Here is a 24688-nt window from a genome sequence, read left to right as displayed (position 1 = left end):
AGATGACCCGATTAGGGGTCATCTGTCTTTGCATCACTGCTCTATTTGGATGCAAGAGCCTTATTTCTTCGAAGAGGATTTCGTATCATCGTATGACACTGGTGAGGGCTTCGCAATCCATTCATCAGCCTCAGGCTCGATATCCACGCCATTTTCCAGCTTCGTTTTCTCCATCAAGGAATCTCCGTCCTCGTCCTTCTTGTTGCGGATTTTCGCTTCGTCTTGAGTGTGGTCGCTCATGTTGATTCCTCCTTTTTTAATTTCATCTGATGGTTGTACCTTACTCATAATTACCCATTGCCGTCCTGTACAAACCTCTACACGACCAGATGCCCTTTTTTCTCCGCGGGTTCAATGGTCGCCTCAATGCCAGCATTAAACTCCAGAAAGTCGCTTTCCACTCCATCGCTGAAAATAACTCCATTTTCCGGCATCTGCGATGCAATCCGTAACGGTTTTTCGGCTGCTACCTGACCAAACACGAGATCCGCAGCAGTCGTTCGACTGGGGAAGGGTTCTCTCACCGTAAAATAAAGCGATGGCGAACTCCAGGTTGCACGATGATCATGACTCGTTCCGTCTGCTGCCCCTTCCTGAGTGAAGGCTGCACCTGGCATCAGCTGGCCTGGAGTCAGCGAGATTGGATGCCGTGTAGCACTGCCGACAATTCCGGCCGCTCCAGCCAGCACGCTGGTCAGCCAGCCTGTCGCTCCCAATCCGGTTGAAACGATAATGCCGCTGGAGGATTGTTGCTCTACCTGATCCTCCAGTCTTAGCTCATATCTCGCGGAAACATGAGTTTTGCGCCCAATGAACAAATCATTTACAGCATACAAGGATTGGCCATCATTTAATTGGGCCTTAGCCAGCGTAACTTCCTTAATTGGCCGTCTGTGCACGAACACATCCGGCACCACCCAGCGCAGGTCGGATACAGTAAACGGCAGCAATACCCCGTCCCAGCGCAATGGATCTGGATTCACACCGATAAGCGGTTGCTCGGTCAAATATTTTAACGTGTTGGCTACCAGTCCATCCTGACCCAGCACCACCACTGTATCCTGCTCACCAAAAATAAAGTTCGGCACATGCTCCCGCTCCACAATCTGAACTCGACCCAAGGCCGTTAACTCCGACGTTGCCGTTGCCACCGCCCTGCGGTAATTTTCATCCTCCAGCACATAATCACTGAAATCCGCACCCAGCCGTTCCATAAAAAAGCGAGCCTGCTGCACCGTATTGTATCGGACAATCAGTTCTTCCAGTCGCGTTTTACGTTTCACCAAAATGATCTTCTGCTCTGTCATTCGGCTGCTCATCGTGTTCTTCCTCCAGACCCTCTCGATCCTGCTGATCCGCTTGCTCCTGTATCTGACATGAGACCTTGCAGCAGATCCGGCGTAATATTCAGCTGACCGATTTTCCCTGCATTTTCTGCAAGCTCCTGGAATGCTATCGCAATTAGCTTATCCGGACTCATATCCATGTTGGCCATAGCTTGAAGTACGTTCGGCTCAACATCCTGCAACGATTTCATGACTGCTGTCAGCTCGTAGGCCTTGGCATCGGCTTCTGCCTTTTTATTCGTTACGGTCAGCTCAATCAGCTCGCGCTTTTTCTCCTCCAAGGCCGTGTCAAATCGTAGCTGCTCCTCTTTCATCTCGCTTTGCTTTTGCTTCACAGAACGCTCGGCATCGAGTTGAGTTTCGCGGATTTGTTTCTTTTTCGTCTCCACTGCAATCTCGGTGTTCAGCTCGTTTTCCTTCACACGCCGCTCTTGCTCAATAGATGCATTACGACGCTCATACAACGCGTGATCCGCGTTGCGAAGAATCTCTTCCCTCGCTTGAGCCTCCAGCGCTCTCATCGTCTCCTTATTGGGTAGAATCGCCAAAATCGACAGCCCCATAACCTCAATGCCGAGCTTTTCCATTTCCGTATGCTGAGCAATATCCTTCGTCATGTTTTGGGCCAGACGTTCACTGGACTGAACAGCTTCTTTGAGCGGGACACGCTCCAAATACTTTTTGGTAAGCACCTTGGCGATGTTAATCACCCGTTGGGCCAGTTTGCCCGGATCATCCGAAATATAGCGTCGTTCCTTCAAGTCATACGTATAGTTTAAAATCTGCGTCGTTCTCCGATAATCCACAATTCGATAAGTCAGTTGCCCCTGCACCGTCACTGCCTGAAAATCATTCGTCATATCCTCAAACATGAACGGTACATCAATGGAAGAGACAGGCACGACAACAACCGAGGTGGTCGGGGCATAGTAATAAAAAGATAATCCAACACCCTCCCGAACCACCTTCCCGTTTTTCACCTTCATCACATATTCACTGGGCTGAAATTTAACAAAATTAAATCCAAACATAGCCGCTTCCTCGCTTTCTTTATAGTTTATATTATTTTGTTATTATCAATTTATTATTAACAATAAAATAACACACTTTTTCGATAATATCAATATGACATTTATAAAAAAATAAAGGCCGCTTCCCCCTCCGATACGCTCGGTTAGAGAAAACAGCCTTATTAAATCACCCTATTTATCATCCACATTCCATTCTCTATAAAATTGCTCCAAGTACATCTCCATCCATTGATGACGGACCTCCGCCAGCTCTTGAGCATAAGCGGTATTCATAAGATCTTTGAGTTTTAGCAGCTTTTCGTAAAAATGGTATATGGCGCTTTTACCTGCAGCACGATATTCATGCTGCGAAAAGTCTTTATCCGGGTGATGCATCATACTGCCTTTTGAGCCCGCATACATAAAGGTTCTTGCAATCCCAATCGCTCCAAGAGCATCCAACCGATCCGCATCCTGCACCACTTGACCTTCCAGCGTCTCCATAGGCGGGTTTTGTCCCCCATTGTAGGACATCGTAGCTATAATAGTCATTACGTGCGCGATTATATCCAGATCATTTACATGCAGAAGCAGCCACTGCTCTACTTTATCCAGCCCGGCTTGTTTGGAATCATTTAATTTTTCATCCGCTACATCATGCAGTAGTGCTGCCAGTTCACAAATAAACGAATCTGCGCCCTCTTTGGCAGCAATTTTAAGGGACAGCTTTCTCACCCGGTCTATATGCCACCAATCGTGACCACTATGATCATGCTCCAACTGCTGCTGTACAAAGGGCTCCGCCTTTTGGATAATATCTGCCAAAATCGCTTCCTGTTGCTCCGTTCGTCTCTTCATATGTCACCTTTCAATCCCGTCCATACTTTCTATGGTAGGTTCGTTTAATTTTTTAATGCTTGTCCATTTGCTTACTACGAATCATTCTTCATTTTATTCTATAGGGTGTATGCTATCCAACCTTTAGAACGAGAAGTCAGTAACCTGACAAAAAAAGAACCTCCAAAACCACATCAATCGTAGTCGCGGAAGTTCTTTTACATTTCCCCTACCCTATCTCTAATCCTATATAACTTAATTCCGTATCTTACTCTACTCCACGACACCAAGCTCGCGGTTCTTCTCCTTAAAGCGGCTGTTATGAGAAGAAACATATGCCGCTTTGTCAGCTGCCGGATCAATATACAGCTTCGCGCTGTTCAGCGCAAGGGCGGCATCTGTGAACGCACCGGCAATCAGATACAGCTTACTTCCGTACTCGACAAAATCGCCTGCCGCGAAAATCCCCGGCAGATTCGTTTCCAGCTTTTCGCTCACTCGGGCATGCCACTCACCCATATCCAGCCCCCAATCCCGAAGCGGACCGAAATCGGATTTTAGTCCATGATTTACGATGACTGCATCGACATTCAACACCTGTATTTCGTCCGTATCTACATGACTGATCGTCACCTGTTCAATCGTCTCTCCATTGTTGCTATGTAGCTGGCTCACCGCGTATGGTGTGAGAACACGGACCGAAGATGATTTCATACGCGCTACATTTTTCTCATGTCCGCCAAAGTGATCCCGACGATGTACGACGGTCACACTCGCCGCAATAGACTCCAGCTCATTCGCCCAATCCACTGCTGAGTCGCCCCCACCGGAAATCAGGACGTGCTTGCCCCGAAATGGCTCTAGCTCTTGTACAGTATAATGCAGGTTCGTAACCTCATAGCGGTCCGCCCCCTCAATCTCCAGCTTAGCCATTTTGAGAATACCATAGCCTACTGCCAGAACGATCGTGCGTGTCCAATGCTGTTCCCCTGTGGCAGAAGTTAGCAGGAACGTGCCATCCTCTTGCCGATCCAAACCAGTGATCTGCTGTCCCAGCACAATGGTAGGCTCGAACGTCCGCGCCTGCTGCTCCAGCTGATCAATCAGCTTTTCACATAAAACCGGGGTAACCCCCCCGACATCCCAAATCATCTTCTCCGGATATATACGCATCCGTCCGCCCAGCTCATGCTTGGCTTCGATCAGCTTGGTTTTCATATCTCTCATTCCACTGTAAAATGCGGTATACATACCGGCAGGACCACCGCCGATGATCGTTACATCATATAATTCCAAGGACACTGTCACTCTGCAACTCTCCCTATCATAACGTAATATGTCTGCTCCTATTATAAGTGATAATAATTATCAATATCAATTAAGAAATAAAAACATGGCCATTAGAGAGATTTTTGTGACCTTAGAACTATATTTTATAGGTTTATAAAGCTATCCTCCATTCCTTGCTTGTATGTAATCGTCGGATCCATGAGCTTGGCTGCGTTTCTGCGCACATGTACCATGATATGGGTGATGATCCCACCAATACTGTTCGTTTCCGCCTCACCCACGCGCCATAGCACCTGTTCATCCAAAAGCACAATGCATGCCCGCAACTTTACTAAATATTGATCGTACATTCTGTGCTTGGATATGATTTTAAACTCATGCATGGAAGCATCCATATAATCATTTCCTCCTTCGTCCTATCAAGTGAATGTTTCAAAAAAATCACTTCCATCGATCATCCAATACTGTTCAGGTGAAGGTACCTCGTTCAAAAAGTTTTGATATTCCCCTTTCCACCCCGCTGGGACATAGTGTTCAAACGAAGCTGGCTCAGGAAATAGCGAATAGAGAACTTTCTCGTCAAAGTTAACATACAGAGCAGGAAAGAACTCCAACACTTCATCCTGATGCTGAATAGCCTCACCCAGCAACTGGAGCATTGAATTTAGTTCCCCTGTAGCCACCTTATATTCACAGATGCGATCCAAAAATGCTCCCGCTGTGGTTTCATCCAAAATAGGGATACCAAACCGTTCCTCCATCTCGGTATTCAAAAACCAATACTCTCTTTCCGTCACATACCAATTCCATTTCCCTTCAAAAATAACACCAACAATGATGTTTTGTGCATATTCAGGCCATAATTTCATGAGCTTCTCGCATTCCCCTCTTTCTCACTCACAGTTCGATCCAAAACCGGTTTACACGGTTTCCGTCTTCCTCTATGTAATCCTTGTCCGGCGTTCCGCCGTTTTGTATGATTGTTTTTTTGGAGGCAATATTATCGGAGTCGCATACGATCAGAGCTCGGGAAATCCCCAGTTCTTTTGCTTTTTCTAACGCCAAGGCCAGCATTGTAACAGCGTACCTGTTCCCTCGTGCAGAAGGACGGATACCGTAACCGATATGACCTCCGGCATTCATTAGGTGTTCGTTAAGGTCATGCCTGATATTCACTGCTCCCACAACCTGCTCATTCGCATTCACAAGCCAGTATGTTGAGCTTTTGACCCAGCCTTCAGACAGGTTCATTCCATTTTCCTGATTACTTAAAACCGTCAGCATACCTTCAAAATCGTACGGCTCTATAGAGATCACCCAAGGTACCATTTGCTCCTGACTCTTTTTCCATTCCTCATAAAATGAAAGATAAGCTTCCTTCCAGTCCTGATCCGGTTTTACCAATCTGACGGTCTGCATCCACTCACGGCCTCCTCTTTAAGTGCTCAATTTGTCTGCTATTGCTTATGTACCTCAATATCCATGAATTTTTGCGCCCAATCTGCAAAAGATAGCTTATCATCCCAAGTGACTTGCTTCATCGCTTTGGCACATCCCCAGTTTAGAATCTGCTGATGCAGCATATGCACCCGGAAACGCTCAGTAAATCCTTCTTTGGCTTCCATCCCTTGTGAGTAAGCAGTAAGAAACCCTTTTGCCAACTCTTCTTCGCCGTTCTCCAGATACATGGTGGTTATTTTCGGAAGATCTGCAACCCCATCCCCAAAATAGGCTGTCGTAAAATCAAAAAGACCACTGACTTTCCAGCCCTTATCCCCATTCTGCATAAGAAAATTTTGCGGTTTAAAATCCCCCATCACAAAAGTGGCAGCTTCCAGCTGATCGAAGGCTTGAAGGGAGCCTTCCAATATTTCCTCTACCCATTCCATATCCTGTACAGAAATGTTCGAGTATTTTTTGGCATCCTCTAGCCAATATCGAATTCGCCCATACAACCATACTCGATAAGAAAATTCAAAAGGACGAATGGCTAGAGTTGTTGTATCCAGCTCTCCACTGTTCTTAACCTTCCAGCTATGAAGCTCCAACAGAACATTAGCAAGCATTTCAGCCATTTGCTGTTTATCCAGCGAGGTCAGCTTTGCTTGCAACTCAGGTGTATGTATATGCTGACCGTATAGACGGGGCATAACTGCATAGCTCCAGCCAAAAATGTCCTCCGTATGATCCACAAGATACGGTGTTGGCACGGGAATTGGAGTCCGTGTCTGTATTTGCTCCACCATAAACTTTTCTTCTATCCATTGCCCTGGAAAAAGCGGGTTCCCCTTCAGCACAAACTGCCCAGCCGTTGAGGAAACATAGAGGGTTTGCCCTAGGACACCTTCTGCCGTTTTTTCGTAAGACAGCAAACGTCCCAAATCAAAACGATTCAGCATCCTTTGCATTTGGTCATTTGTTACCTCGCCTAGCCGATTAGACGAAAAATAAATGGTCGTCGTCATCTCTACACACCATAGCTCTTAATCGTTGCTTCCAGGGTTTCATCCGTATCTGCCAGCCAAACGAAACTAACCTCAAACGTTCCCGGCTCGAAAAACAATGGAAATCTCCGCTTAAACCAATCCTGCATCGGCAGATTTAACGCCTCCTTCATATCCACCCACAGCAATTCTCCCTCAGGGGGATTTTTTAATAGTTCACCTTCAGTGGCTGTAGCCAAATAGTTAAAGACCATATATCTCAGCCCTTGACTTGGGTCACAATATTCGTCGATTCCTTTAAATACAATTTCCGTAACGGTTAAGCCTGTTTCTTCCTTTACTTCACGAATGGCCCCATTCACAATGCTCTCTGGAAACTCTACTTTTCCTCCTGGAGCAATATAACCCGGAAACCCCTTTCGATTGGGTCTATTCATAAGCAATACCTTGCTTCCGTCTTGAATCATACACATGGTATATATTTTGTGTGTCACTTCTGTTGTCAATCCGATCATACCTTTCTTTATTCACGATTCACTATGATCTAGCTTTTAACTTTCTCACCGACATATTGTGGTTAAATATGGTATTCACCATACTTTAACGTGTTATTTTGTAGAGCGCAATAACTCTAACCATAGACTAGATTAGAAAACTCATGCCTAAGTCGGTCAAAATTAGCAAAAAAAAGACCGCCTTTCTGCAGAGCCGTTGGTACTACCAAGCGACTCCAGAAAGGAACGGTCTTATCCTAAACTTAATCATCATGCCAATACTCAGTTTTCTAGGCACGCCCTGGATAACGAGAACCTGCCGCGAAACCTTTGGGCGAAATACGCTCGCTCTCTTGAAGCTCTGCTTCCGACAAGGAGACCTGTAGAGCACCAAGATTTTCACGCACTCTTTCCAGTCTCTTCGTTCCCGGAATCGGAACGATATAGTCGCCTTGCGCCAGCAGCCATGCCAGCCCCAACTGAGCAGAAGTACAGCCTTTTTGGGCAGCCAGTTTTCGATCAGGAGGACAACTTCTAGATTTTTGTTGAAATTCTCGCCTTGAAAGCGTGGGAAATGACGGCGGTAATCATCCTCTGGCAGATCGTCAAATTTCTTGATCTGTCCCGTGAGGAAACCTCGACCCAGTGGACTGTAGGGTACGAAGCCGATTCCCAATTCGTTCAGAAGTGGAAGAACTTCATCTTCCACTTCTCTGCTCCACAAGGAATATTCGGTTTCTACCGCGGTAATTGGATGCACCGCATGCGCGCGGCGGATCTGTTCAGCCGACGCTTCCGACAAGCCGATATAGCGGATTTTCCCTTCCTTAACCAAATCGGCCATCGTTCCGACAGTCTCTTCAATCGGAGTATTGGGATCGACTCGATGCTGATAATACAGGTCGATATAATCGATTCCCAGATGAAATAGACTGGCATCCACGGATTTTTTAATATATGCCGGATCTCTCTTGGGTCCCTGAGTGTGCGTGATCCCGAATTTAGTGGCAATCACTGCCTCCTCCCGACGACCCTTGAGCGCACGTCCAACCAGCTTCTCATTGCCGCCGAACTTCTGCTGTGCGTATTCCTCACCATAAAGATCTGCTGTATCAAACTTGTTACACCAAGGGCCAGCGCTCCCTGAAGTGTACGCACCGACTCCTCGTTGTTCGGCATCATCATCGTGCCAAGGCCCAGAGCTGATACCTCCAGCCCTTCATGTCCCAATTTCCTTTTCAGCATATCATGGTTGCCTCTTTTCTTTGGGTAAATGGATGGAATGAACATGTACTCATTCTAATGGACCTATATGGAGGCAACCACAGTACGTTTATACTAGTAACAAGATTACCAGGCAGAGGATTGGCTTACTGGCGTGTAGATACAAAAGTGCAGACCCGGTTGGTCCGTAATACTTGCTAAAGAATTAATATCATAGGAAACTGCTTCCACAGCGCCAGGGATTTGAAGGGAAACCCGATTCACTTTTTTGAGCTGGATATGATGCTGCTTCCACATGGTGTCAAACTCCATACTTTCCACACGCAGTCGTTCTACCGTCTCCTCAAACCAAGGATCTCCTAAATACTTGTCATAATAGGTTCTAAAAACAGCTACCGAATAGGACGCAAATTCTTCCCAGTTAACTATTCGACGACGTAATTCGGAATCCACGAACAATAAACGAATCATGACACGTTCAGAAACGGACAGGGAAGAAAAATCGGTAATGACCTCATTCGCTGTGCTATTCCAAGCAAGCACTTCCGCTTTCTCATTGCTGATGAAGGAAGGATAGGACAACTGATCAATAATATGTTGCCACTGTGGATTCAGCCTTGTATGGATGGGCGAAATAGCAACCGCCTCATTGGGATTCCACAATTGAATTAGATGTGCTCTCTCATCATGAGTTAATTGTAGAGCTTCTCCTATACTTTCGATAATCTCCTTAGATGCTGTTACTTCTCTACCTTGTTCCAGCCATGTGTAATACGTCGCACTGACACCTGCCAGCATAGCAACTTCTTCTCGGCGAAGCCCCGGTGTTCTTCGCTGACCCTGTGAAAGTCTAAGACCTGCCTGCTCTGGTTGAAGTCGATTTCTACGTGATTTCAGAAAAGCACCCAACGTTTTCGATTTACTATAATCATTAGACATGTGTCACCTCTTTTCCAATCAATCGCCATAGAACGATCACAGTCCCTCGTCAAACAACTGTAGGCCTATGATTTCAAAGGCGACACCTTCACCCGCTTTAACGTTGACATCACCATTCATTTCTTCAGAATCCAAAATAAACGTAGTGTCTCCTACTACAATCTCCAGACATTCTATCTCGTCTGCTTCGCCTTGCATCACTTGATGTATCGTTCCTTGAATCCAATAGTCGCCTAGCTTTGGTTGAGGTCGAAAAATCCCTGTCTCTTCAGTAGGCTTCAGCCTCCTGAACCCCTCTATACTGGATTGAGAAGTCTCGACCGAAATTACACAACCGGGAATCATCTTATTCAAGCTTTGTTCATACGGGACAACATACGCATATCCAGAAGTCAGTTCATGCCAAAAATATGTCCAGTAGCCGCATACTTTTTCCTCGCCAATACTACGAATGATGATATGCTGATCTTTATTTATTTCCTTGATCTGTACGCGCATATATAGAATCCTCAGTAGATACTTTTCTTATAATAATAGTGTTTAAAGCCTCTCGGAGCATCGTCAATGACACCAACGACTTCATACCCCTGCTTTTCATAGAATTCGGGCGCTTGAAAAGTAAAGGTATTAAGTTGTATAAAATTACACCCTTTTTCTTTAGCAATTTGTTCGATTTCACCAAGCAGTTGTGAACCGTAGCCCTTTCCTCTGTAGCTCTGATCTACCCACAAAATATCAACCTCCACCCAGTTCCAACATAGTACACTTAGGAGACCGCCCATAACCTGACCGTCTTCATCTTTGAGCGTAAGATTAATCTCTTCGTATCGGGTTCGAATATCTGCTGGAACGTGTTTCGCATTAAACTCAATCAACCTGTTTCTGACTAAACGCGCTTCATCCCTACTACTTCGACTCATCTGAGGTTCCAGCGTCATGGCATAAATCCTCCAATTTGAAATGAATAATAACACCTTCCTAATTCAAATATATAAAACACTATGATTAGAATGCTTTTATCTTTCTACTGTTATATATTGTATATATTTTTCTATGTTTAGTCACATGATTCAATTTAGATGGACAGAATTATTCTAATCTATATATCGCTGATTAAAGTCGCTCCCTGGATTCATGCAAAATACTGAATGTAAACGTAAAAACAGTTGCTGGTTTAATAGACCAGCAACTGTTTTTTATTCCTATGGATTTAATTGAAATGATTTTATCGTCTTGCTGCCTATGAAGCACTGGCTGGAGGAGCTTGCCGCCGCCAGAGAAAGTAATTGTCCCCCGTTCAACCAGTTATTTGCACTCTCACCGCGTCATAATAAATAGTGTGTCCATTATCAACGATGTTCGAGAGTTCAGCATCACTGTCTGTGAGAGTAGGTTTAGAGTAATCCTTAGACCAAGCGGATCAATCTGCCGGCCCCATTCCGATGAAAACAGATTTGCTTAGACAACAAGCGTCAGCAACTTATCTTGTGCCAAAACCGATGAGTTTGTTGTTTCAATAACATCCAAATAATCGCTGGTATTCGAGATTATAATAGGTGTGATCGGATTGTATCCGGCCTCCTTAATCTTCTCAAGATCAAAATCAATTAATAGATCTCCTTTGCGGATCTGATCTCCTGCCTTCACTCGAGGCGTGAAGTATTGCCCTTTTAATTGAACGGTATTGATTCCAATGTGAATCAATATTTCTGCGCCATTCTCGGACAGTATAATTACAGCATGACCTGACTTAAGTACAGTACTAATCGTACCGTTCACTGGCGAGAAAGCTTGTCCAACACTCGGGATTATTGCAATACCTTTCCCCATAGCACCTTCTGCAAAGGTAGGATCGGGAACTTCAATCAAGGATTTCACATCACCTGTTAATGGGCTGATCAGTACCTCTTTCTTTAAGCTCGGCGAACCAGCAATAACATTGACACTTGCTTCTGGCTGAATAGCCTTTGTTTCTACAGTAGGAGCTACATCAATTGGTTCAGTTACTGTTACAGCTTTTTTATCCATGTATCCGAAAAGAATCGTCAGAATCAAACCAATACCCATGGCAGCTGCAATTCCTATTAAATAATGCCCAATAGGTTCAAATGCACCGATCGAAAAAATATTTTGGAAGACAAATGCTGTAGCATACGTATGGAAACCGCCATTAATTGCCCCTCCGATAGCTCCAGCAATAATAACATAGGGAATCGTGCGCTTGTAACGTAGCAATATCCCGTAGACAGTCGGCTCAGAGACACCTGCTAACAACAGACTTAATGTAGAGGAACCAGCAATTGATTTCAAAGACTTTTCTTTGGATTTAATGAAAACAGCCAGTGCCACCCCGGCCATCGCGAAGTTAGAGGCTGCCCACATCGCAAGGATTGGATCGGTTCCATTCGTAAGATTTGCCAGAACGATCGGAATAATACCCCAATGAAGGCCAAAAACAACAAGGAAAAAGATTAACCCGCCAATGACAGCTCCTGTCAACAGCCCGCTTACTCCCATGAGATAATTAATGGCATCTGCTATCGCGTTTCCGATATATACTCCAAATGGACCAAAGATCATAACAGTGAGCGGTACAATGATGACTAAGGACAATAACGGAACCAAAAACGTCTGCAGCTCTTTATAGATGATTTTCTTTAGATATTTCTCCACGTAAGAGAATATCCAAATAGCTACGAACACCGGAAAGACGGTTGACGAATAATCCATTAGGACTACAGGAATGCCTAGAAATGAAGAAGTATCTCCATTGGCCAATAACCCCGTAAAATTCGGCTCCAATAATGCTGCACCGATAACTCCACCTACATAAGGATTGGCGCCAAATTTGATCGCTGCAGAGACGCCCAGGAATATAGGCAGGAAATAGAAAACGGCATTTGCTGCTGCAGCCAGGATTAGGTAAGTTCCACTTTCCGCAGAGATCCATTCAAAAGTTGTGAATAAGGTTAAGAAAGCTTTAAGTATCCCCGCCCCCGCCATAGCAGGCAACAGGGGAGATAAACTTCCAGAAATCACCGCAAAAATTCTGGACATGATCTTCTCCTTAGGTTTATCTCCATCCTCGGATGCAGTATTGCCCGCCCCTAGTTTGCTGGTTTTCATAATCTCTTGATACACGTGTGCAACGTCATTTCCGATAACCACTTGGAATTGACCACCACTTTCTACGACCGTTAGCACTCCTTCTAAGCTTTTTAGCTTCTCTTTGTCGGGTACATGATTGTCTTTTAAATTAAATCTCAACCGGGTTGCACAATGGACAAGATTCGTAACATTCTCCTCTCCCCCAATGTTCTGCACGATATCTTTGGCTAATCTTTCGTACTTCATTTATTCTCGCTCCTTTAGACCTCATTCTTTTAATATGAAACAAAAAAACCTGAACAGGTGATAAAGCACACTGAAAACCAGTACACTCATCACTTATCCAGGCTTTGCCCAACTAATGGTAACAACCCTGCTATTATTGTAATAGGCTAATCTCTGCTGGTCACACGCCTAATATGGAGCATGAAATAAACCATTTCACCTTCGGTTGTCTCAACTTGATACTCTTCCCGTAAATATGCTCTTACCTTCTCACTGCAGGCAAAAGCTTCAGGATACTTAACAATGACTTGTTCGTAGAGCTCATCATCCTCAAAAGGAATCGATTCATGACGCATGGTGCGATAAGAAAAATATTTTAAGTGAGTCACAAAGCGGCTATAATTTAACGAATTCTCATCTAGCTCAATCCCATAATGAAGTGTTACTATATTAAGAATTTCTTGAACCATCTGGGTTACCATTAAAGTCTGTTCCATTTCCTGACCATCCTGCTGGCCATTCACAAAATGCATTGCAATAAAGCCAGCTTCATCTACAGGTAATCTAATTCCTGTTTCCTTTTCAATTAAGTGTAATGCGTGCATTGCCGTGTGATATTCTTTCGGATAAAACTTCTGTATCTCCCAGAGCAGCGCATTCTTGAGACTCAATCCCTGTGCAGCACGCGTAATTGCATAACTAATGTGATCTGTAAGAGCCAGGTAGATATTATTGCTAAAGGAAGTGTTGAGATCCTTTACTGCATAACGGATAATTTGATCTGTCAATTCTAGATGCTTTGTAGGAATTTCACTCAGTAATGTAGATAGCCGCTCAGATAATTCTTTAGTCTCCATCACGAAAGTCTTCTCAATTCTGGATGGATCTATATTTTCACCTGGATTTTTCTGATAGGCTAGTCCCTTTCCAATAACAATTATCTCGGATCGATTTGGTCCTTCAACCAATGCAACATTATTGTTGAATACTTTTTTAATCCTCATGAGTTCGCCCACTTTGTATTTTTTACTAACAAAAAAAACCTAAACTAATCCAAAACTAAACATAATTTAGTACGGATTGGTTTAGGCTTTGCCTGCATTGCAGTAACAACCCTAATATTAATTATGTAGTTATTATATAGGATGGAGATAGCGTTTTCAACAAAAAAATAATCTCAAATCTGGATTTCAACACCTGTCGCTTAAATTAGTAATTGCATAGCTAAATTATCACTTGAGCGAGGTTTAGCTGTAAAGTATGAATAGACACAGTCGCCTCTTTTTGCTTTTCCAGACTAACTGTATCGTTGGTACAGGATGAAGATGAAGTGCTTGCAATAGATATTGAACTGCTGGATGTGGATGAAATGTTCATATGAGATTTCCCCTTTATAAAAGTATGAGTTTTACACGTGTGGGCTAACCGGTTCTAAGCTATGGTGTTGCACTTTAATGACTATGACTACGATGATACAGATTGTTCAAAAATCTTAGCGATTTTATCGAATAAGGCCGATATTTCTTCATCTGTGGCATTCGTAGGAAGCGGAGCCTGCATTCCTCCCGTGTATTCCATGAATTCCTTACTCAATTCGAGTGAATCGTTAGATTTCTTGTGTGTGGTATGCCCCGTGGTATTTAGTCCATTCTCATTTGACTTCACCGTATTCGATTGATCATAGGGAGTCGCGATGAGACGCCTGTTAATGGATAGTGACAAAGTAGATCCCCTCTCAGTGTACATAATGTTTTTAGCTGCCCACCTACCTTTCATCGGTAGCAAATCTGAATGTAACCTGAGGGTATGCTGAATGATAACTGAATAAATACAGACTCACTAATACCGTAATCCTTTTTTATTTCCTAGACCATAGTCAAGGAAAATCCCCTCCGCAGGACGGGGGGATCAACCCTACTTGAGACAGGAGTAAGTAAAGGGATAATTTGTTACTCTTAGCAAAGAATAAATGAACGTATTTTAAAAATTGAAAGTAGGGAAATGATGTATGATCCGTATTAGCCATTTGGTTCACGAGAGACTTATGTTCCTAGTCAAATTTTTGTACTCGCCTGCATACGTGGGTAGTGTAACACCAAGTTCCAGATTTTTAGCTAAAAATATGATAGAATCCATTCCATGGAGTGAAGTTCATGCTGTTGCCGAGCTTGGTGCTGGCACGGGGGCAATTACCCAATACATCCCGTCTGCTGCTGAATTTCAACCCAAGGTTTTACTCTTTGAAAAGGATCAGACCATGCAGCAGAGTTTAAAAAGGAGATTCCCGAATTATCTGTGCTATTCCGACTCACGTGAGCTTCAGCTTGCTATGAAAAATGCCCAAATAGAACAGCTTGACTGCATAATCAGCGGGCTGCCATTTTTCAATTTTCCACAAGCGATGCGGAATCAAATTTTAGAACAAATTCATCTATCGCTCAGGGATGGAGGAATGTTTGTGGCCTTTCAATACTCTAAACAGATGAAACAACAGTTAGGTGAATGGTTTGATATTGAAGAAATTAAGTTTGTGCCTATGAATGTTCCACCCGCATTCGTGTATGTATGCCGAAAGAAAGCATAAGAAAGGAGTATAGGTATGGACGTGGAATATTTAATTTCCATCATCGAACAATACGGCTATGCAGCATTATTCTTTTCTCTATGGCTTGGGATTGTGGGTCTGCCTATCCCAGACGAAGTCATTGTGATGACTGGCGGGGCTGTAACAGGCATGGGCATACTTCACCCGTTACCCGCTTTTTTAATTGTATATCTTGGGGTTATATCAGGCTTGTCCTTAGGTTATGTATTGGGGAGAACCGTGGGTACACCGATTCTAGAACGTTTGCGCCGGAAGAAAAAAATGGACAAGTACATTACGTTTTCGGAAAAATTGATACATAAGTATGGAAACTTCACTATTTGCATCAGTTATTTGCTGCCGATCGTTCGTCACATTATCCCTTATATTGTCGGAATCAATAAAATGAGTTTCAAGCGCTATGCCCTCTTCTCTTATTCAACGGGTTTGATCTGGACGCTGATCTTCTTTCTGCTCGGACGTATCTTTGGCGATCATGTACAAGCAGTAGGAGAACTAATCCATCGTTATGGCTTGCAGATGGCATTGCTTCTCATCATGCTGACAATTATATTTTTTATAATGAAATTTGTATGGGGAAAGAAAACGACGGAAGAGTAAAGGTAGAACACGAGTGGCACTAAGATAACTTTTAAATTTGCTTATATTATGAACATACGTAGACGGATAGTGCTTCCCATCGCCACTGCCCCCGGATATCTGAAATAAAGTCTTCAACAGTAGAAATCCGGGGAGGTGATGCTTCCGACTGCGCAGTGGCACGACAGGTAACTTTTTAGTTCAGGTTTGTCCTTTTTAGCAATACTATCCATATGATATACTATAAACTAACAACAGAATGGCTTAGATGGGCGGTCGGCTAATCTCCTGCAAAGGAGGTGATGCCTGTGGAGGTTAAAGATACATTAATGTTGATGATTCAATTTGCAACGTTGGTGATCTTGATTCTTTCCTTCAACAAAAAGAAATAGACCGCCCTCTGGAAAAGGTTAGCGGTCTATTTTACTAATCCAACCCTACAGCCACCGCCCTTATAAGCGGCTGTTGTAAAAGAGTGAGGATGTTGGCAGCATCCTTACTCTTTTTCAGTATATACTTATTAGCTTTAGTTTATCACAGGAAAAACCATATTGCCAATATGGCAAATCTTATTAAGGGGCAGCTTTCCTTTCACACCACGTTACTTCTTTAATTGAAGCAACTTTACTAACTTGTCATGAATAGCAGTATTCGGATAATTCCCGCTAAACTGAGAAGAGCCGGGGCCCATTGCGGTTAACGCCACATCAACAGATGTATGTCCTCCCGTGGTCCAGTCGATATAAAACTTCTCATCGGAGCCTTTTACAGTAAAAGGACCATCCTCTTTAGAAATGCCTTCACCGGATTCATCCTCCGCATCTTCGCCTTCAATCGCCAAACCACCCGTTTCATGATCTGCCGTCACCAACACTAATGTATCTGGATGCGCTTTGGCATACTCTTTAGCTACTTTAACGGCTTTATCGAGCTGTTGCCCAGCCTTAATCGTTAACTCCCCTTCATTGTCATGCGCCATCTCATCCGTTCCTTCTTCCTCTACCATCAGGAAAAAACCTTTTTGGTTTTTGGAAAGAACATCAATCGCTTTAGCCGTCATATCCGGTAGAGAAACCGTTGGGTTGTAAGAGTTACCCAGCTTGTTGTGAGCTTGAAACATCTCTTCATTGGCGAACAGCCCTAGCAACTTAGAACCTTTGGCTGCTTTCATTCCTGCCTGATCCGTCACATAGCTATAACCCAGCTTCTTCGCTTGTTCTACCAAATTTCCTTGAGTTCCCTTACTAGCTTCCTCAGGATCTTCTGCCGGAGCATCTAGATGTTTGCCTACTGTTCCGGCAGGATACCAGAAATCCTCACCACCGCCCAGAATAACATCCAGCTTGCTTTTCTCCAGATACTGCTTGGCAATCTCGCTTTGAGCGGATCGTTTTTCAACATGCGCACCAAAGGCGGCCCCCGTTGCGTCTGTCACTTGGCTTGTCGTCACCACACCTGTAGACATGCCTGCTTTTTTGGCCAGCTCCATAATCGTTGTCACTGGTTTTTTATTCAAATCCATTCCGATCGCGCCGTTATACGTTTTCACACCTGTTGCAATGGCAGTCGCAGCGGCGGCAGAATCCGTAACCAGGTTATCCCCTGAACTTGTGCTAACCAGGCCAGTTACAGGCATGTTGTCCATTTCAAGTAATCCTGATTTCCCTACCGTCGCCAAGCGAATCGCATTGCGACTTGCTTCTCCCATACCATCGCCGATAAAAAGAATGACATTTTTAGGAGCATCGACTTTCGCTGACGAAGTTTTCAGTCCTTTGGATACCTGTGCGGTTGTAGACTTGGTATTAGATGAGGCTGCAAAAGCGTTAGGGATATTAGCTGATAACAATGGCGCACTCAAAACGGTAATGGCACCTAAAGCAAGGATACTCTTTTTCATCGAACGCTTTTTCACAAGGTCACACTCCAATAAATTTGATATTCATATATGATAAAGTAATCATATATCTGCTTTGTAAAGCATCGTAAAGCAATAGATTATGCGAATGTAAAATTTGGAATGAGCGCCTATTTATTTATAGACAAAAGAAGACACCGACTCTTGGTATATCAAGGTCGATGCCCTCTGGCGTTTATATTTAAATGGCGGCGATATTTTTGCCGATCGGCATGGTGTAGTAGAGCGGCTTTTGCTGTCCATTTTGCTGATAGACTACAAGCAGAAGCGTGCGGCCTTCGGCAGTCAATGGGCTCCCCCCACTCAGGATATGATCCAGACTGAACGGCAGTACATCCAGCACAGCGTGCTTTTGCAGTTCTTTCTCACTCAGCTTCAAGGAAGCAAAGGCTGGAATAATCTCGCGGTATGGCTGCGGCTGTTGACTGCCTACATCCGTCCCACCTGTACTCTCCTTGCTCGCATCTGCCACAAAATCTGCAACCACAGGTGACAACAGCGCATCCGGATGCTGGAGAACCATTTTCATATAGCTGGACCAATCATTCTTCTCCAAGGCATGCTCCCACCAAATTTTACGCGGCTTATATTTATGGTTAAGGAAATAATCAAGCTTCATCAGTCCAAGCACCATATCCATTCGCTTTGTTCCACGCGATTCTAGAAAGGACTGGAGACGCGTGAACAAGTCTTCGAGCTGATGCCCGATTTTTTGCCAGCCCTGTCCTTCCCAGTAGTCTCCGAATTCCTGAAAGAAATCAAAGGCGGACGAGAATTCACGCTCAATCAGATAGTTGACTGTATGATCCATACGATGAGAATTCCAGTACTTTTCCAATACATCTTCCAAGCGCTTGAGCCGGACGATATCGGCAAAGGAAAGGACGTCATTGCTCAGCATTTCATACGGCGCAACATCCATATACGTATAGTTATACTTGTCTGCGTCGATACGCAGTCCGGTGCCACGCAGCATTTTGAGGAAGCCAAGTTGAAGCTCTTCCGGGCCGAGCGCAAAAACGTCATTAAACGTTTTACGGAATGTGTTGTAGTCCTCCAAGGGCAATCCAGCGATCAAATCCAAATGCTGGTCGATTTTACCGCTTTGTTTGACCTTTGTAACAGTACGGGAAAGTTTGGTAAAGTTCTGGCGACGCTTAACCAACTCATTGGTAGGATCATTCGTTGATTGGACGCCGATTTCAAAACGAAATACGCCCGGCGGCGCGTTTTCCGCCAAGTAATCCAACACCTCGGGACGCATAATATCTGCCGTAATCTCAAACTGGAAGACGCAACCACGGTGATTTTCAATCAAAAATTTAAACATTTCCAGCGCATAATCGCGTTTAATGTTAAACGTCCGATCCACGAACTTGATTAGGTTGGCTCCATTGTCGATCAGATACAGAATATCCGACTTTGTACGCTCGATATCGTAATAGCGCACCCCAACTTCGATGCTCGACAGACAAAACTGGCAACTGAACGGACAGCCTCGGCTCGTTTCAAAATAAACAACCCGTTTCCCAAGTTCCGGTATATCTTCTGCAAAACGATAGGGCGACGGCAGCTCGTTCAAGTCCGCTTTCGGGCGACCGGGCATCTGAATGACCTCTTCTCCCTTACGGTAAGCCAGTCCATACACAAAATGGAACTTGCGATCCCCTTCCAGCTCCTGCAGCAGTTGATGGAATGTTTCCTCTCCTTCACCAACCACGATAAAATCCACATTCGCCAAACGCTTCATCCAGTGATCCGTATCGTAGGATACCTCCGGGCCACCCAGAACAATTTTGACCTCGGGCATAATCTTTTTCAACACATCAATGACTTTAATCGTCTCTTCAATGTTCCAAATATAACAGGAAAAGCCGATAACATCTGCCCCGCGTTGAAACAAGTCGGATACGATGTTCATCACCGGGTCCTTAATCGTGTACTCCGCCAGCTCGATATCAAAGTCCTTTTCACTGTAGGCTTTGAGGCATCGAATGGCCAGCGAGGTATGAATATATTTTGCATTTAACGTTGATAAAATGACTTTCATAGGTCACAACCTTCTATAGTTTGCATGAACTTTTATATCCTTATCTTAGTATGGCTATTCAAAATCCTCGTACACATCGTCTGTATAAATCTCGTCCTCGCTTATCGTTCCTCCGATATTCCCTTGATTTTGAAAAAAATCAAGAAACGGCTTGCCGTACTTGCGGAACTTCACTTCGCCGACACCCTTGATCCGCAGCATGTCTGCCTCGGATTGCGGGCTCGCTACGCTCATCTCACGCAGTGTCGCATCATTGAAAATGATATAAGACGGTACATGCTCCTGAGCGGCCAGATCGCGGCGGATCAGGCGCAATTGCTCGAACACGGTTTCGTTGACTGCAGCCGGGTATGCATCGCGCCCCTGTCGTCCGCGTGAACCTGCTCCACCTGCAAAAGCCGTGGCATGTCGCACCACCCGCTGCATGACTTCTCGCTGGCCTTTCAGCACTTCAGCCGCAAGCTGCTGCAAGCGTACGACCGGATATTGCCCCTCGGACAACATCAGATAGCCTTCCGAAACAAGAACATTGATAATTTCGGCAATTTCTTTTTCCGTCCGGTTACCCATCACGCCATAGGTTGGCAGGCTGTCAAAACCATACTGCAGCACTTTTTTGTTACGCGAGCCTTTCAACACCGAGGCGACCATCGAGACCCCATAACGTTCCCGCATGCGATGAATGCACGAAAAAATCTTTTGCGCATCTATGGTCATATCAACCAATTCCCGCTCATCTGTACATGAACTGCATATGCCGCAAGCTTCATGCTCCTCCGCTTCTCCGAAATACTCAAGCTGTGCCGTACGTAGGCAACGAGTCGTGTAGCAATAATCAACCATTTGCTGGAGCTTGCGGTAGTCGTTGCGCTTGCGGTCTTCATCCTGTGGATTTTGCTCAATCAGGAACTTCTGCGTCACAATATCTTGCGGTCCGAACAGCAAAATACATTGACTTGGGTCGCCATCACGTCCTGCGCGTCCCGCCTCTTGTACGTAAGCCTCCATATTTTTAGGCATGTTGTAGTGAATGACATAGCGTACGTTCGATTTATCTATCCCCATGCCGAAGGCATTGGTTGCTACAATGACACGGATATCATCGTACAGAAACCCTTCCTGGCTATCTGCACGTTCCTGATCTGTCATCCCGGCATGATAGCGTCCAGCCGCCATGCCTGCGTCACGTAGCCGTTGGTACAAATCGTCCACGTCCTTACGTGTCGCCGCATAAATAATGCCCGATTCACCCTCATGCTCACGGGTATAATTCAGTAAAAAGCTGCGTTTGTCTTCCCCGCGCAGCACACTGAACGCCAAATTGGGCCGTCCGAGGCCTGTAACAAACGTTTCCGGTGAGCGCAGACGAAGCAGGCGCACGATGTCATCCATGACCTGCGGTGTCGCCGTTGCCGTAAACGCAGCCACGATTGGGCGTTCATACAGCCCGTCCACGAATGGAGCCACAGCCAAGTAGCTGGTACGGAAATCATGGCCCCACTGGGATACGCAGTGAGCCTCATCTACCGCAACGCAGGAAATCGGCAACTGAGCCATTTCATCGCGAAACCAGTCCAGTTCCAGTCGTTCTGGTGCGACATATAGTAACTTCAAGTCACCATTCCGTGCGGCTCGTATGCGATCATTCACTTCTCGACCACTCAACGTACTATTGATGTAGGCAGCAGCAATCCCCATTGTGGTCAGCGCATCCACCTGGTCCTTCATCAGCGAGATGAGCGGTGACACGACAATGGTCAGCCCCTCATGCAACAACGCAGGGATCTGGTAGCATATCGATTTTCCGCCCCCTGTCGGCATGATGCCCAACGTATCGTTGCCCTCCAGCATACTGGCCACAATTTTCTTTTGTCCCTCCCGGAAATCGGGATAGCCATAAAATTTTTGCAGCAAGTCCTGCGCCCTTTCCAATGTTGGTGCTTGTACACTCATAGTTTCAAAACTCCTCATATTTCTAGCGTCCTTGACGCATATCGGCTTTTCTTTCGTTACCTTTAGTTTACCGGGGTTCAGAGTAATGTTCAACCGCTAGAAGACTGCCAATCTGGCTTAGTGCCTTATGGCGTTCGCTGTTTTCTCATGATATAGTGAACACGGTGCCGCAAATTTGTCCATAATTATGAAGAGACACGGTTCCAAGAAGGAGAAAGAACCCATGAACACTCGGAAACCCCAACAGAAAAATCATACAAAATCTACGTCAAACGCAAGCCATTCCAAACGCAGTCATAAACCTGCCGGAAGATCTGGCTCCCATAGACCGGAAGCTCAACGGAGAACGAATGCTTTTGATAAAGCCCCTGCCAAAACATACATCGTCCAGGAGCCTGCCGAGCTGTTAAGCTTTTTAGTAGAGCATGTGACTGGCATGGGTCGTAACTCCATTAAATCAGCACTGGCTCGTGGGCAGGTGTCCGTCAACGGCATTCCGCGTACCGTGCATAATTTTCCACTGGAGCAAGGTCAGACTGTCGCTCTTTCCAAGGAAAAAGTAACTCCCGTCGTACCACTGACTGGGCTACGTATTTTGCATGAGGATGAAGCCATTATCGTTATCCATAAGGATGCCGGGTTGCTGTCCGTGGCTTCAGCGCAGGAGCAGGAAGTAACAGCCTATCGCCAGCTTACGGCCCATGTGAGACGCGAACATCCGTACAATCGTATTTTTGTACTGCATCGTTTGGATCGTGATACATCAGGAGTGATGATGTTTGCAAAAAGCGAAGCCATACAGCAGGAAATGCAAAAAGCGTGGAAGGAAGTTGTGTATGAACGAACATACATTGCTCTTGTAGAAGGACAGGTTAAAAAAGCTGAGGGTACAATCACCTCATGGCTGAAAGAAAGCAAGACGCTAAAAATGTATTCCAGTCCTTATCCGAATGACGGACAGCACGCAGTCACTCACTACAAGCTGCTCCAAGCCAATCGGCATTTTTCTTTGCTGGAAGTACGTTTGGAAACCGGACGCAAAAATCAAATCCGCGTACATATGGAGGATATCGGTCATCCAATTGTTGGAGATAAAAAATACGGTTCCAAATCCAAGTCGATTGGGCGCCTTGGCCTACATGCGAGGGTATTGTCATTTGTTCATCCCGTCACCGGAGTATTGCTGCGTTTTGAATCCGACATTCCTAAAACCTTTTTGAATCCGTTTCGGGAGTAGAATTGAGCAAAGCATACGGAGATTAGATGGAAAAATATAAGAGGAAATGAGGGGGCTGTAGAAAACAGCACCCTTTTTTGATTGATTAAGCGGTATACCTCCGAACACCATCAGCCATTTTCATCAACTCATCCCATATATATATGGGCGTATTACACACTGGACAATCTAGCCAACCGATTAAATAGGGTAATTGAGCAAGAAGCTTGTTCTCTTCAATTTTTTGGGCATATTCGTGTAACCACTGTATATTAGCACCTTTATGGTCCAATGAACGGGGGCGGATCAGATAGGGAACCAGATTATCTGAATTTACTGGATCCTTATCATAGACAACCAGGGTGTCATTCTGTTCATCAGGCCAAATATAGAGCGGGGTACCGCAATGCGGACAATCCAGCGTATATTCGTCACCTGTATCGAAGCTTTGTAGCATATAAGCTATGCTGCGATAACCCTGAAAAGCGGCACCCGCAGCCAGAACATAGCGTTTACCGACATCTCCTTCGTGTTCTCTCGCATAGAGCATCATTTCTTCAGTCAATTCTGCAAGTCGGACAATGGCACACCGATATTGCGCATAAATATATTCAGCCACACTAGAATCCACTTTCACCTGATCCCTTGTAAATTCCAATGGAACTTTGGTATGTAAGGGATTGTTATTCTTCGCTTCGAATATTCCGCAAATGTTATATATATCTGCACGAATCCCTATATCGGAACTTTTTAACGCAATGTCTACAAGGTAAGGAACAGCCGCAAATGTACAAGTATACAATGTATTTTGGTGATACAGTTCCTCCCAATACAAGGTGTCAGCCATTTCGCCGTCATATCCGGCTTGGAGCTGTTTCAACATTTCTGGGACGTATTGAGAGGAACCGTAAGGGCCTTGGAGCAGAGCCCAGGCCGGATCGGACAAAGCCAGCATCTTGATACTCCTTCCACCGTTTTTAAAATTCATTTTAACTTCATAATTCTCAGCTTGTTACGTTTATTTTATTATACGCATATTATTAGCTGAAGTTGTTTTTCTCGATTTTCGCAATATACAAAATCACTATTTTTTCGGGTCTATAATCATATTCGGTTAAGCTTTCGGCATTGTGAAGGTGAAACACATTAAATTAATGAATTACTAACTCGGTTCTTATGTCTTACTACGAGTCCTCAGTCAATCCAGTTCCTTCTTCGTATACATAGTTCATATTATAAGTCCTGTTACTTAAAAATTGCTGAGTAAGAAATAAAGTATATATACATTAAAATTTCCATACATGTAAAAACAAAGCCACTCCCCTACCTGTTTTTAATTATGCTAAACGGGTAAGACATACTTGTTCAAGCCTTTAATCTAACAGTTACAGAACTGATTTTATGAATCGGTATATGAAAAGGTGTGTTGGGAATATTATGTATGAATACT

The 24688-nt window shown here is 44.6% G+C and carries 24 protein-coding genes and 1 pseudogene; 4 read left to right on the top strand and 21 right to left on the bottom strand.

Going from position 1 to position 24688, the window contains the following annotated elements; all coding sequences use genetic code 11:
• Positions 1 to 60 precede the first annotated feature (60 nt).
• The 17 genes and pseudogenes from T3H97_RS07265 to T3H97_RS07185 form a co-directional block, all read right to left on the bottom strand.
• Positions 61 to 240: a hypothetical protein gene (locus T3H97_RS07265; protein WP_061829096.1), complete on the bottom strand. Its 180-nt coding sequence runs from the start codon at positions 238 to 240 to the stop codon at positions 61 to 63.
• A 77-nt stretch (positions 241 to 317) separates the two neighbouring features.
• Positions 318 to 1319: an NAD(+)/NADH kinase gene (locus T3H97_RS07260; RefSeq protein WP_328802135.1), complete on the bottom strand. Its 1002-nt coding sequence runs from the start codon at positions 1317 to 1319 to the stop codon at positions 318 to 320.
• Positions 1316 to 2377, bottom strand: coding sequence for an SPFH domain-containing protein (locus tag T3H97_RS07255; protein ID WP_250243939.1), 1062 nt, complete (start codon positions 2375 to 2377; stop codon positions 1316 to 1318). The genes T3H97_RS07260 and T3H97_RS07255 overlap by 4 nt, the downstream gene beginning before the upstream one ends.
• Positions 2378 to 2548: 171 nt before the next feature.
• Entirely contained in the window at positions 2549 to 3214 is a 666-nt protein-coding gene (locus T3H97_RS07250; RefSeq protein WP_328802134.1) for an HD domain-containing protein, read from the bottom strand.
• A 252-nt stretch (positions 3215 to 3466) separates the two neighbouring features.
• Positions 3467 to 4501 carry an NAD(P)/FAD-dependent oxidoreductase gene (locus T3H97_RS07245; RefSeq protein ID WP_103047635.1) on the bottom strand — a complete coding sequence of 345 codons (1035 nt, stop codon included), beginning with the start codon at positions 4499 to 4501 and terminating at the stop codon, positions 3467 to 3469.
• Between the two features lie 125 nt (positions 4502 to 4626).
• On the bottom strand, positions 4627 to 4878 hold the full coding sequence (locus T3H97_RS07240) for a hypothetical protein (RefSeq protein WP_328802133.1): 252 nt from the start codon (positions 4876 to 4878) through the stop codon (positions 4627 to 4629).
• 24 nt (positions 4879 to 4902) lie between these two features.
• Positions 4903 to 5352 (bottom strand): hypothetical protein, encoded by a 450-nt coding sequence (locus T3H97_RS07235; protein ID WP_328802132.1) that lies wholly within the window; start codon positions 5350 to 5352, stop codon positions 4903 to 4905.
• A 28-nt stretch (positions 5353 to 5380) separates the two neighbouring features.
• Entirely contained in the window at positions 5381 to 5902 is a 522-nt protein-coding gene (locus T3H97_RS07230; RefSeq protein WP_328802131.1) for a GNAT family N-acetyltransferase, read from the bottom strand.
• 38 nt (positions 5903 to 5940) lie between these two features.
• Positions 5941 to 6948, bottom strand: a complete 1008-nt coding sequence (locus T3H97_RS07225) for an aminoglycoside phosphotransferase family protein (RefSeq protein WP_328802130.1) — start codon at positions 6946 to 6948, stop codon at positions 5941 to 5943.
• 2 nt (positions 6949 to 6950) lie between these two features.
• A complete protein-coding gene (locus T3H97_RS07220) occupies positions 6951 to 7442 on the bottom strand; it encodes an 8-oxo-dGTP diphosphatase (protein ID WP_028542993.1) in 492 nt (163 codons plus the stop codon).
• 269 nt (positions 7443 to 7711) lie between these two features.
• Positions 7712 to 8666, bottom strand: a pseudogene (locus tag T3H97_RS07215) (aldo/keto reductase).
• A 105-nt stretch (positions 8667 to 8771) separates the two neighbouring features.
• Positions 8772 to 9584, bottom strand: coding sequence for a helix-turn-helix transcriptional regulator (locus T3H97_RS07210; protein ID WP_328802129.1), 813 nt, complete (start codon positions 9582 to 9584; stop codon positions 8772 to 8774).
• 36 nt (positions 9585 to 9620) lie between these two features.
• The gene (locus T3H97_RS07205) at positions 9621 to 10082 is read right to left on the bottom strand and encodes a hypothetical protein (protein WP_328802128.1); all 462 of its coding nucleotides are present in this window, start codon (positions 10080 to 10082) and stop codon (positions 9621 to 9623) included.
• Positions 10083 to 10093: 11 nt separating this feature from the next.
• Positions 10094 to 10522, bottom strand: a complete 429-nt coding sequence (locus tag T3H97_RS07200) for a GNAT family N-acetyltransferase (RefSeq protein ID WP_328802127.1) — start codon at positions 10520 to 10522, stop codon at positions 10094 to 10096.
• 520 nt (positions 10523 to 11042) lie between these two features.
• Positions 11043 to 12938: a beta-glucoside-specific PTS transporter subunit IIABC gene (locus tag T3H97_RS07195; protein WP_328802126.1), complete on the bottom strand. Its 1896-nt coding sequence runs from the start codon at positions 12936 to 12938 to the stop codon at positions 11043 to 11045.
• A 146-nt stretch (positions 12939 to 13084) separates the two neighbouring features.
• A complete protein-coding gene (gene licT, locus T3H97_RS07190; RefSeq protein ID WP_025724298.1) occupies positions 13085 to 13921 on the bottom strand; it encodes a BglG family transcription antiterminator LicT in 837 nt (278 codons plus the stop codon).
• A gap of 460 nt (positions 13922 to 14381) precedes the next feature.
• On the bottom strand, positions 14382 to 14639 hold the full coding sequence (locus T3H97_RS07185; protein ID WP_328802125.1) for a hypothetical protein: 258 nt from the start codon (positions 14637 to 14639) through the stop codon (positions 14382 to 14384).
• A gap of 286 nt (positions 14640 to 14925) precedes the next feature.
• Between T3H97_RS07185 and T3H97_RS07180 the strand changes: the two genes are divergently transcribed.
• The 3 genes from T3H97_RS07180 to T3H97_RS26390 all read left to right on the top strand — a co-directional run bounded on the left by T3H97_RS07180 (position 14926) and on the right by T3H97_RS26390 (position 16493).
• On the top strand, positions 14926 to 15501 hold the full coding sequence (locus tag T3H97_RS07180) for a class I SAM-dependent methyltransferase (RefSeq protein ID WP_328802124.1): 576 nt from the start codon (positions 14926 to 14928) through the stop codon (positions 15499 to 15501).
• A 15-nt stretch (positions 15502 to 15516) separates the two neighbouring features.
• Positions 15517 to 16122 (top strand): DedA family protein, encoded by a 606-nt coding sequence (locus T3H97_RS07175; protein WP_103047625.1) that lies wholly within the window; start codon positions 15517 to 15519, stop codon positions 16120 to 16122.
• Between the two features lie 281 nt (positions 16123 to 16403).
• Entirely contained in the window at positions 16404 to 16493 is a 90-nt protein-coding gene (locus T3H97_RS26390; RefSeq protein ID WP_367988533.1) for a putative holin-like toxin, read from the top strand.
• A gap of 209 nt (positions 16494 to 16702) precedes the next feature.
• Here the strand turns inward: T3H97_RS26390 and T3H97_RS07170 are convergent, their stop codons facing one another.
• The 3 genes from T3H97_RS07170 to recQ all read right to left on the bottom strand — a co-directional run bounded on the left by T3H97_RS07170 (position 16703) and on the right by recQ (position 22022).
• Positions 16703 to 18016: an alkaline phosphatase gene (locus T3H97_RS07170; protein ID WP_328802123.1), complete on the bottom strand. Its 1314-nt coding sequence runs from the start codon at positions 18014 to 18016 to the stop codon at positions 16703 to 16705.
• Between the two features lie 184 nt (positions 18017 to 18200).
• Positions 18201 to 20069 carry a B12-binding domain-containing radical SAM protein gene (locus tag T3H97_RS07165; RefSeq protein WP_328802122.1) on the bottom strand — a complete coding sequence of 623 codons (1869 nt, stop codon included), beginning with the start codon at positions 20067 to 20069 and terminating at the stop codon, positions 18201 to 18203.
• 54 nt (positions 20070 to 20123) lie between these two features.
• Positions 20124 to 22022, bottom strand: coding sequence for a DNA helicase RecQ (recQ, locus tag T3H97_RS07160; protein ID WP_190298862.1), 1899 nt, complete (start codon positions 22020 to 22022; stop codon positions 20124 to 20126).
• Between the two features lie 223 nt (positions 22023 to 22245).
• On the opposite strand from recQ, the gene T3H97_RS07155 reads away from it, so the two are divergent.
• A complete protein-coding gene (locus tag T3H97_RS07155) occupies positions 22246 to 23259 on the top strand; it encodes an RluA family pseudouridine synthase (protein WP_328802121.1) in 1014 nt (337 codons plus the stop codon).
• An 85-nt stretch (positions 23260 to 23344) separates the two neighbouring features.
• On the opposite strand, the gene T3H97_RS07150 is transcribed toward T3H97_RS07155, so the two are convergent.
• Entirely contained in the window at positions 23345 to 24193 is an 849-nt protein-coding gene (locus T3H97_RS07150) for a hypothetical protein (protein ID WP_328802120.1), read from the bottom strand.
• Positions 24194 to 24688 lie beyond the last annotated feature (495 nt).

Source organism: Paenibacillus sp. LX16 (genome assembly GCF_036252815.1).
GTDB classification, from domain to species: Bacteria; Bacillota; Bacilli; order Paenibacillales; family Paenibacillaceae; genus Paenibacillus; species Paenibacillus polymyxa_B.
This window is presented reverse-complemented; position numbering and strand designations above follow the sequence as displayed.

Coding starts and splice junctions, on each gene's coding strand:
- T3H97_RS07265 (WP_061829096.1), bottom strand. CDS start 240: ATGAGCGACCACACTCAAGACGAAGCGAAAATCCGCAACAAGAAGGAC.
- T3H97_RS07220 (WP_028542993.1), bottom strand. CDS start 7,442: ATGATCGGATTGACAACAGAAGTGACACACAAAATATATACCATGTGT.
- T3H97_RS07235 (WP_328802132.1), bottom strand. CDS start 5,352: ATGAAATTATGGCCTGAATATGCACAAAACATCATTGTTGGTGTTATT.
- T3H97_RS07200 (WP_328802127.1), bottom strand. CDS start 10,522: ATGACGCTGGAACCTCAGATGAGTCGAAGTAGTAGGGATGAAGCGCGT.
- T3H97_RS07260 (WP_328802135.1), bottom strand. CDS start 1,319: ATGAGCAGCCGAATGACAGAGCAGAAGATCATTTTGGTGAAACGTAAA.
- T3H97_RS07225 (WP_328802130.1), bottom strand. CDS start 6,948: ATGACGACGACCATTTATTTTTCGTCTAATCGGCTAGGCGAGGTAACA.
- T3H97_RS07155 (WP_328802121.1), top strand. CDS start 22,246: ATGAACACTCGGAAACCCCAACAGAAAAATCATACAAAATCTACGTCA.
- T3H97_RS07195 (WP_328802126.1), bottom strand. CDS start 12,938: ATGAAGTACGAAAGATTAGCCAAAGATATCGTGCAGAACATTGGGGGA.
- recQ (WP_190298862.1), bottom strand. CDS start 22,022: ATGAGTGTACAAGCACCAACATTGGAAAGGGCGCAGGACTTGCTGCAA.
- licT (WP_025724298.1), bottom strand. CDS start 13,921: ATGAGGATTAAAAAAGTATTCAACAATAATGTTGCATTGGTTGAAGGA.
- T3H97_RS07250 (WP_328802134.1), bottom strand. CDS start 3,214: ATGAAGAGACGAACGGAGCAACAGGAAGCGATTTTGGCAGATATTATC.
- T3H97_RS26390 (WP_367988533.1), top strand. CDS start 16,404: ATGCCTGTGGAGGTTAAAGATACATTAATGTTGATGATTCAATTTGCA.
- T3H97_RS07180 (WP_328802124.1), top strand. CDS start 14,926: ATGATCCGTATTAGCCATTTGGTTCACGAGAGACTTATGTTCCTAGTC.
- T3H97_RS07255 (WP_250243939.1), bottom strand. CDS start 2,377: ATGTTTGGATTTAATTTTGTTAAATTTCAGCCCAGTGAATATGTGATG.
- T3H97_RS07165 (WP_328802122.1), bottom strand. CDS start 20,069: ATGAAAGTCATTTTATCAACGTTAAATGCAAAATATATTCATACCTCG.
- T3H97_RS07240 (WP_328802133.1), bottom strand. CDS start 4,878: ATGGATGCTTCCATGCATGAGTTTAAAATCATATCCAAGCACAGAATG.
- T3H97_RS07150 (WP_328802120.1), bottom strand. CDS start 24,193: ATGCTGGCTTTGTCCGATCCGGCCTGGGCTCTGCTCCAAGGCCCTTAC.
- T3H97_RS07230 (WP_328802131.1), bottom strand. CDS start 5,902: ATGCAGACCGTCAGATTGGTAAAACCGGATCAGGACTGGAAGGAAGCT.
- T3H97_RS07175 (WP_103047625.1), top strand. CDS start 15,517: ATGGACGTGGAATATTTAATTTCCATCATCGAACAATACGGCTATGCA.
- T3H97_RS07210 (WP_328802129.1), bottom strand. CDS start 9,584: ATGTCTAATGATTATAGTAAATCGAAAACGTTGGGTGCTTTTCTGAAA.
- T3H97_RS07205 (WP_328802128.1), bottom strand. CDS start 10,082: ATGCGCGTACAGATCAAGGAAATAAATAAAGATCAGCATATCATCATT.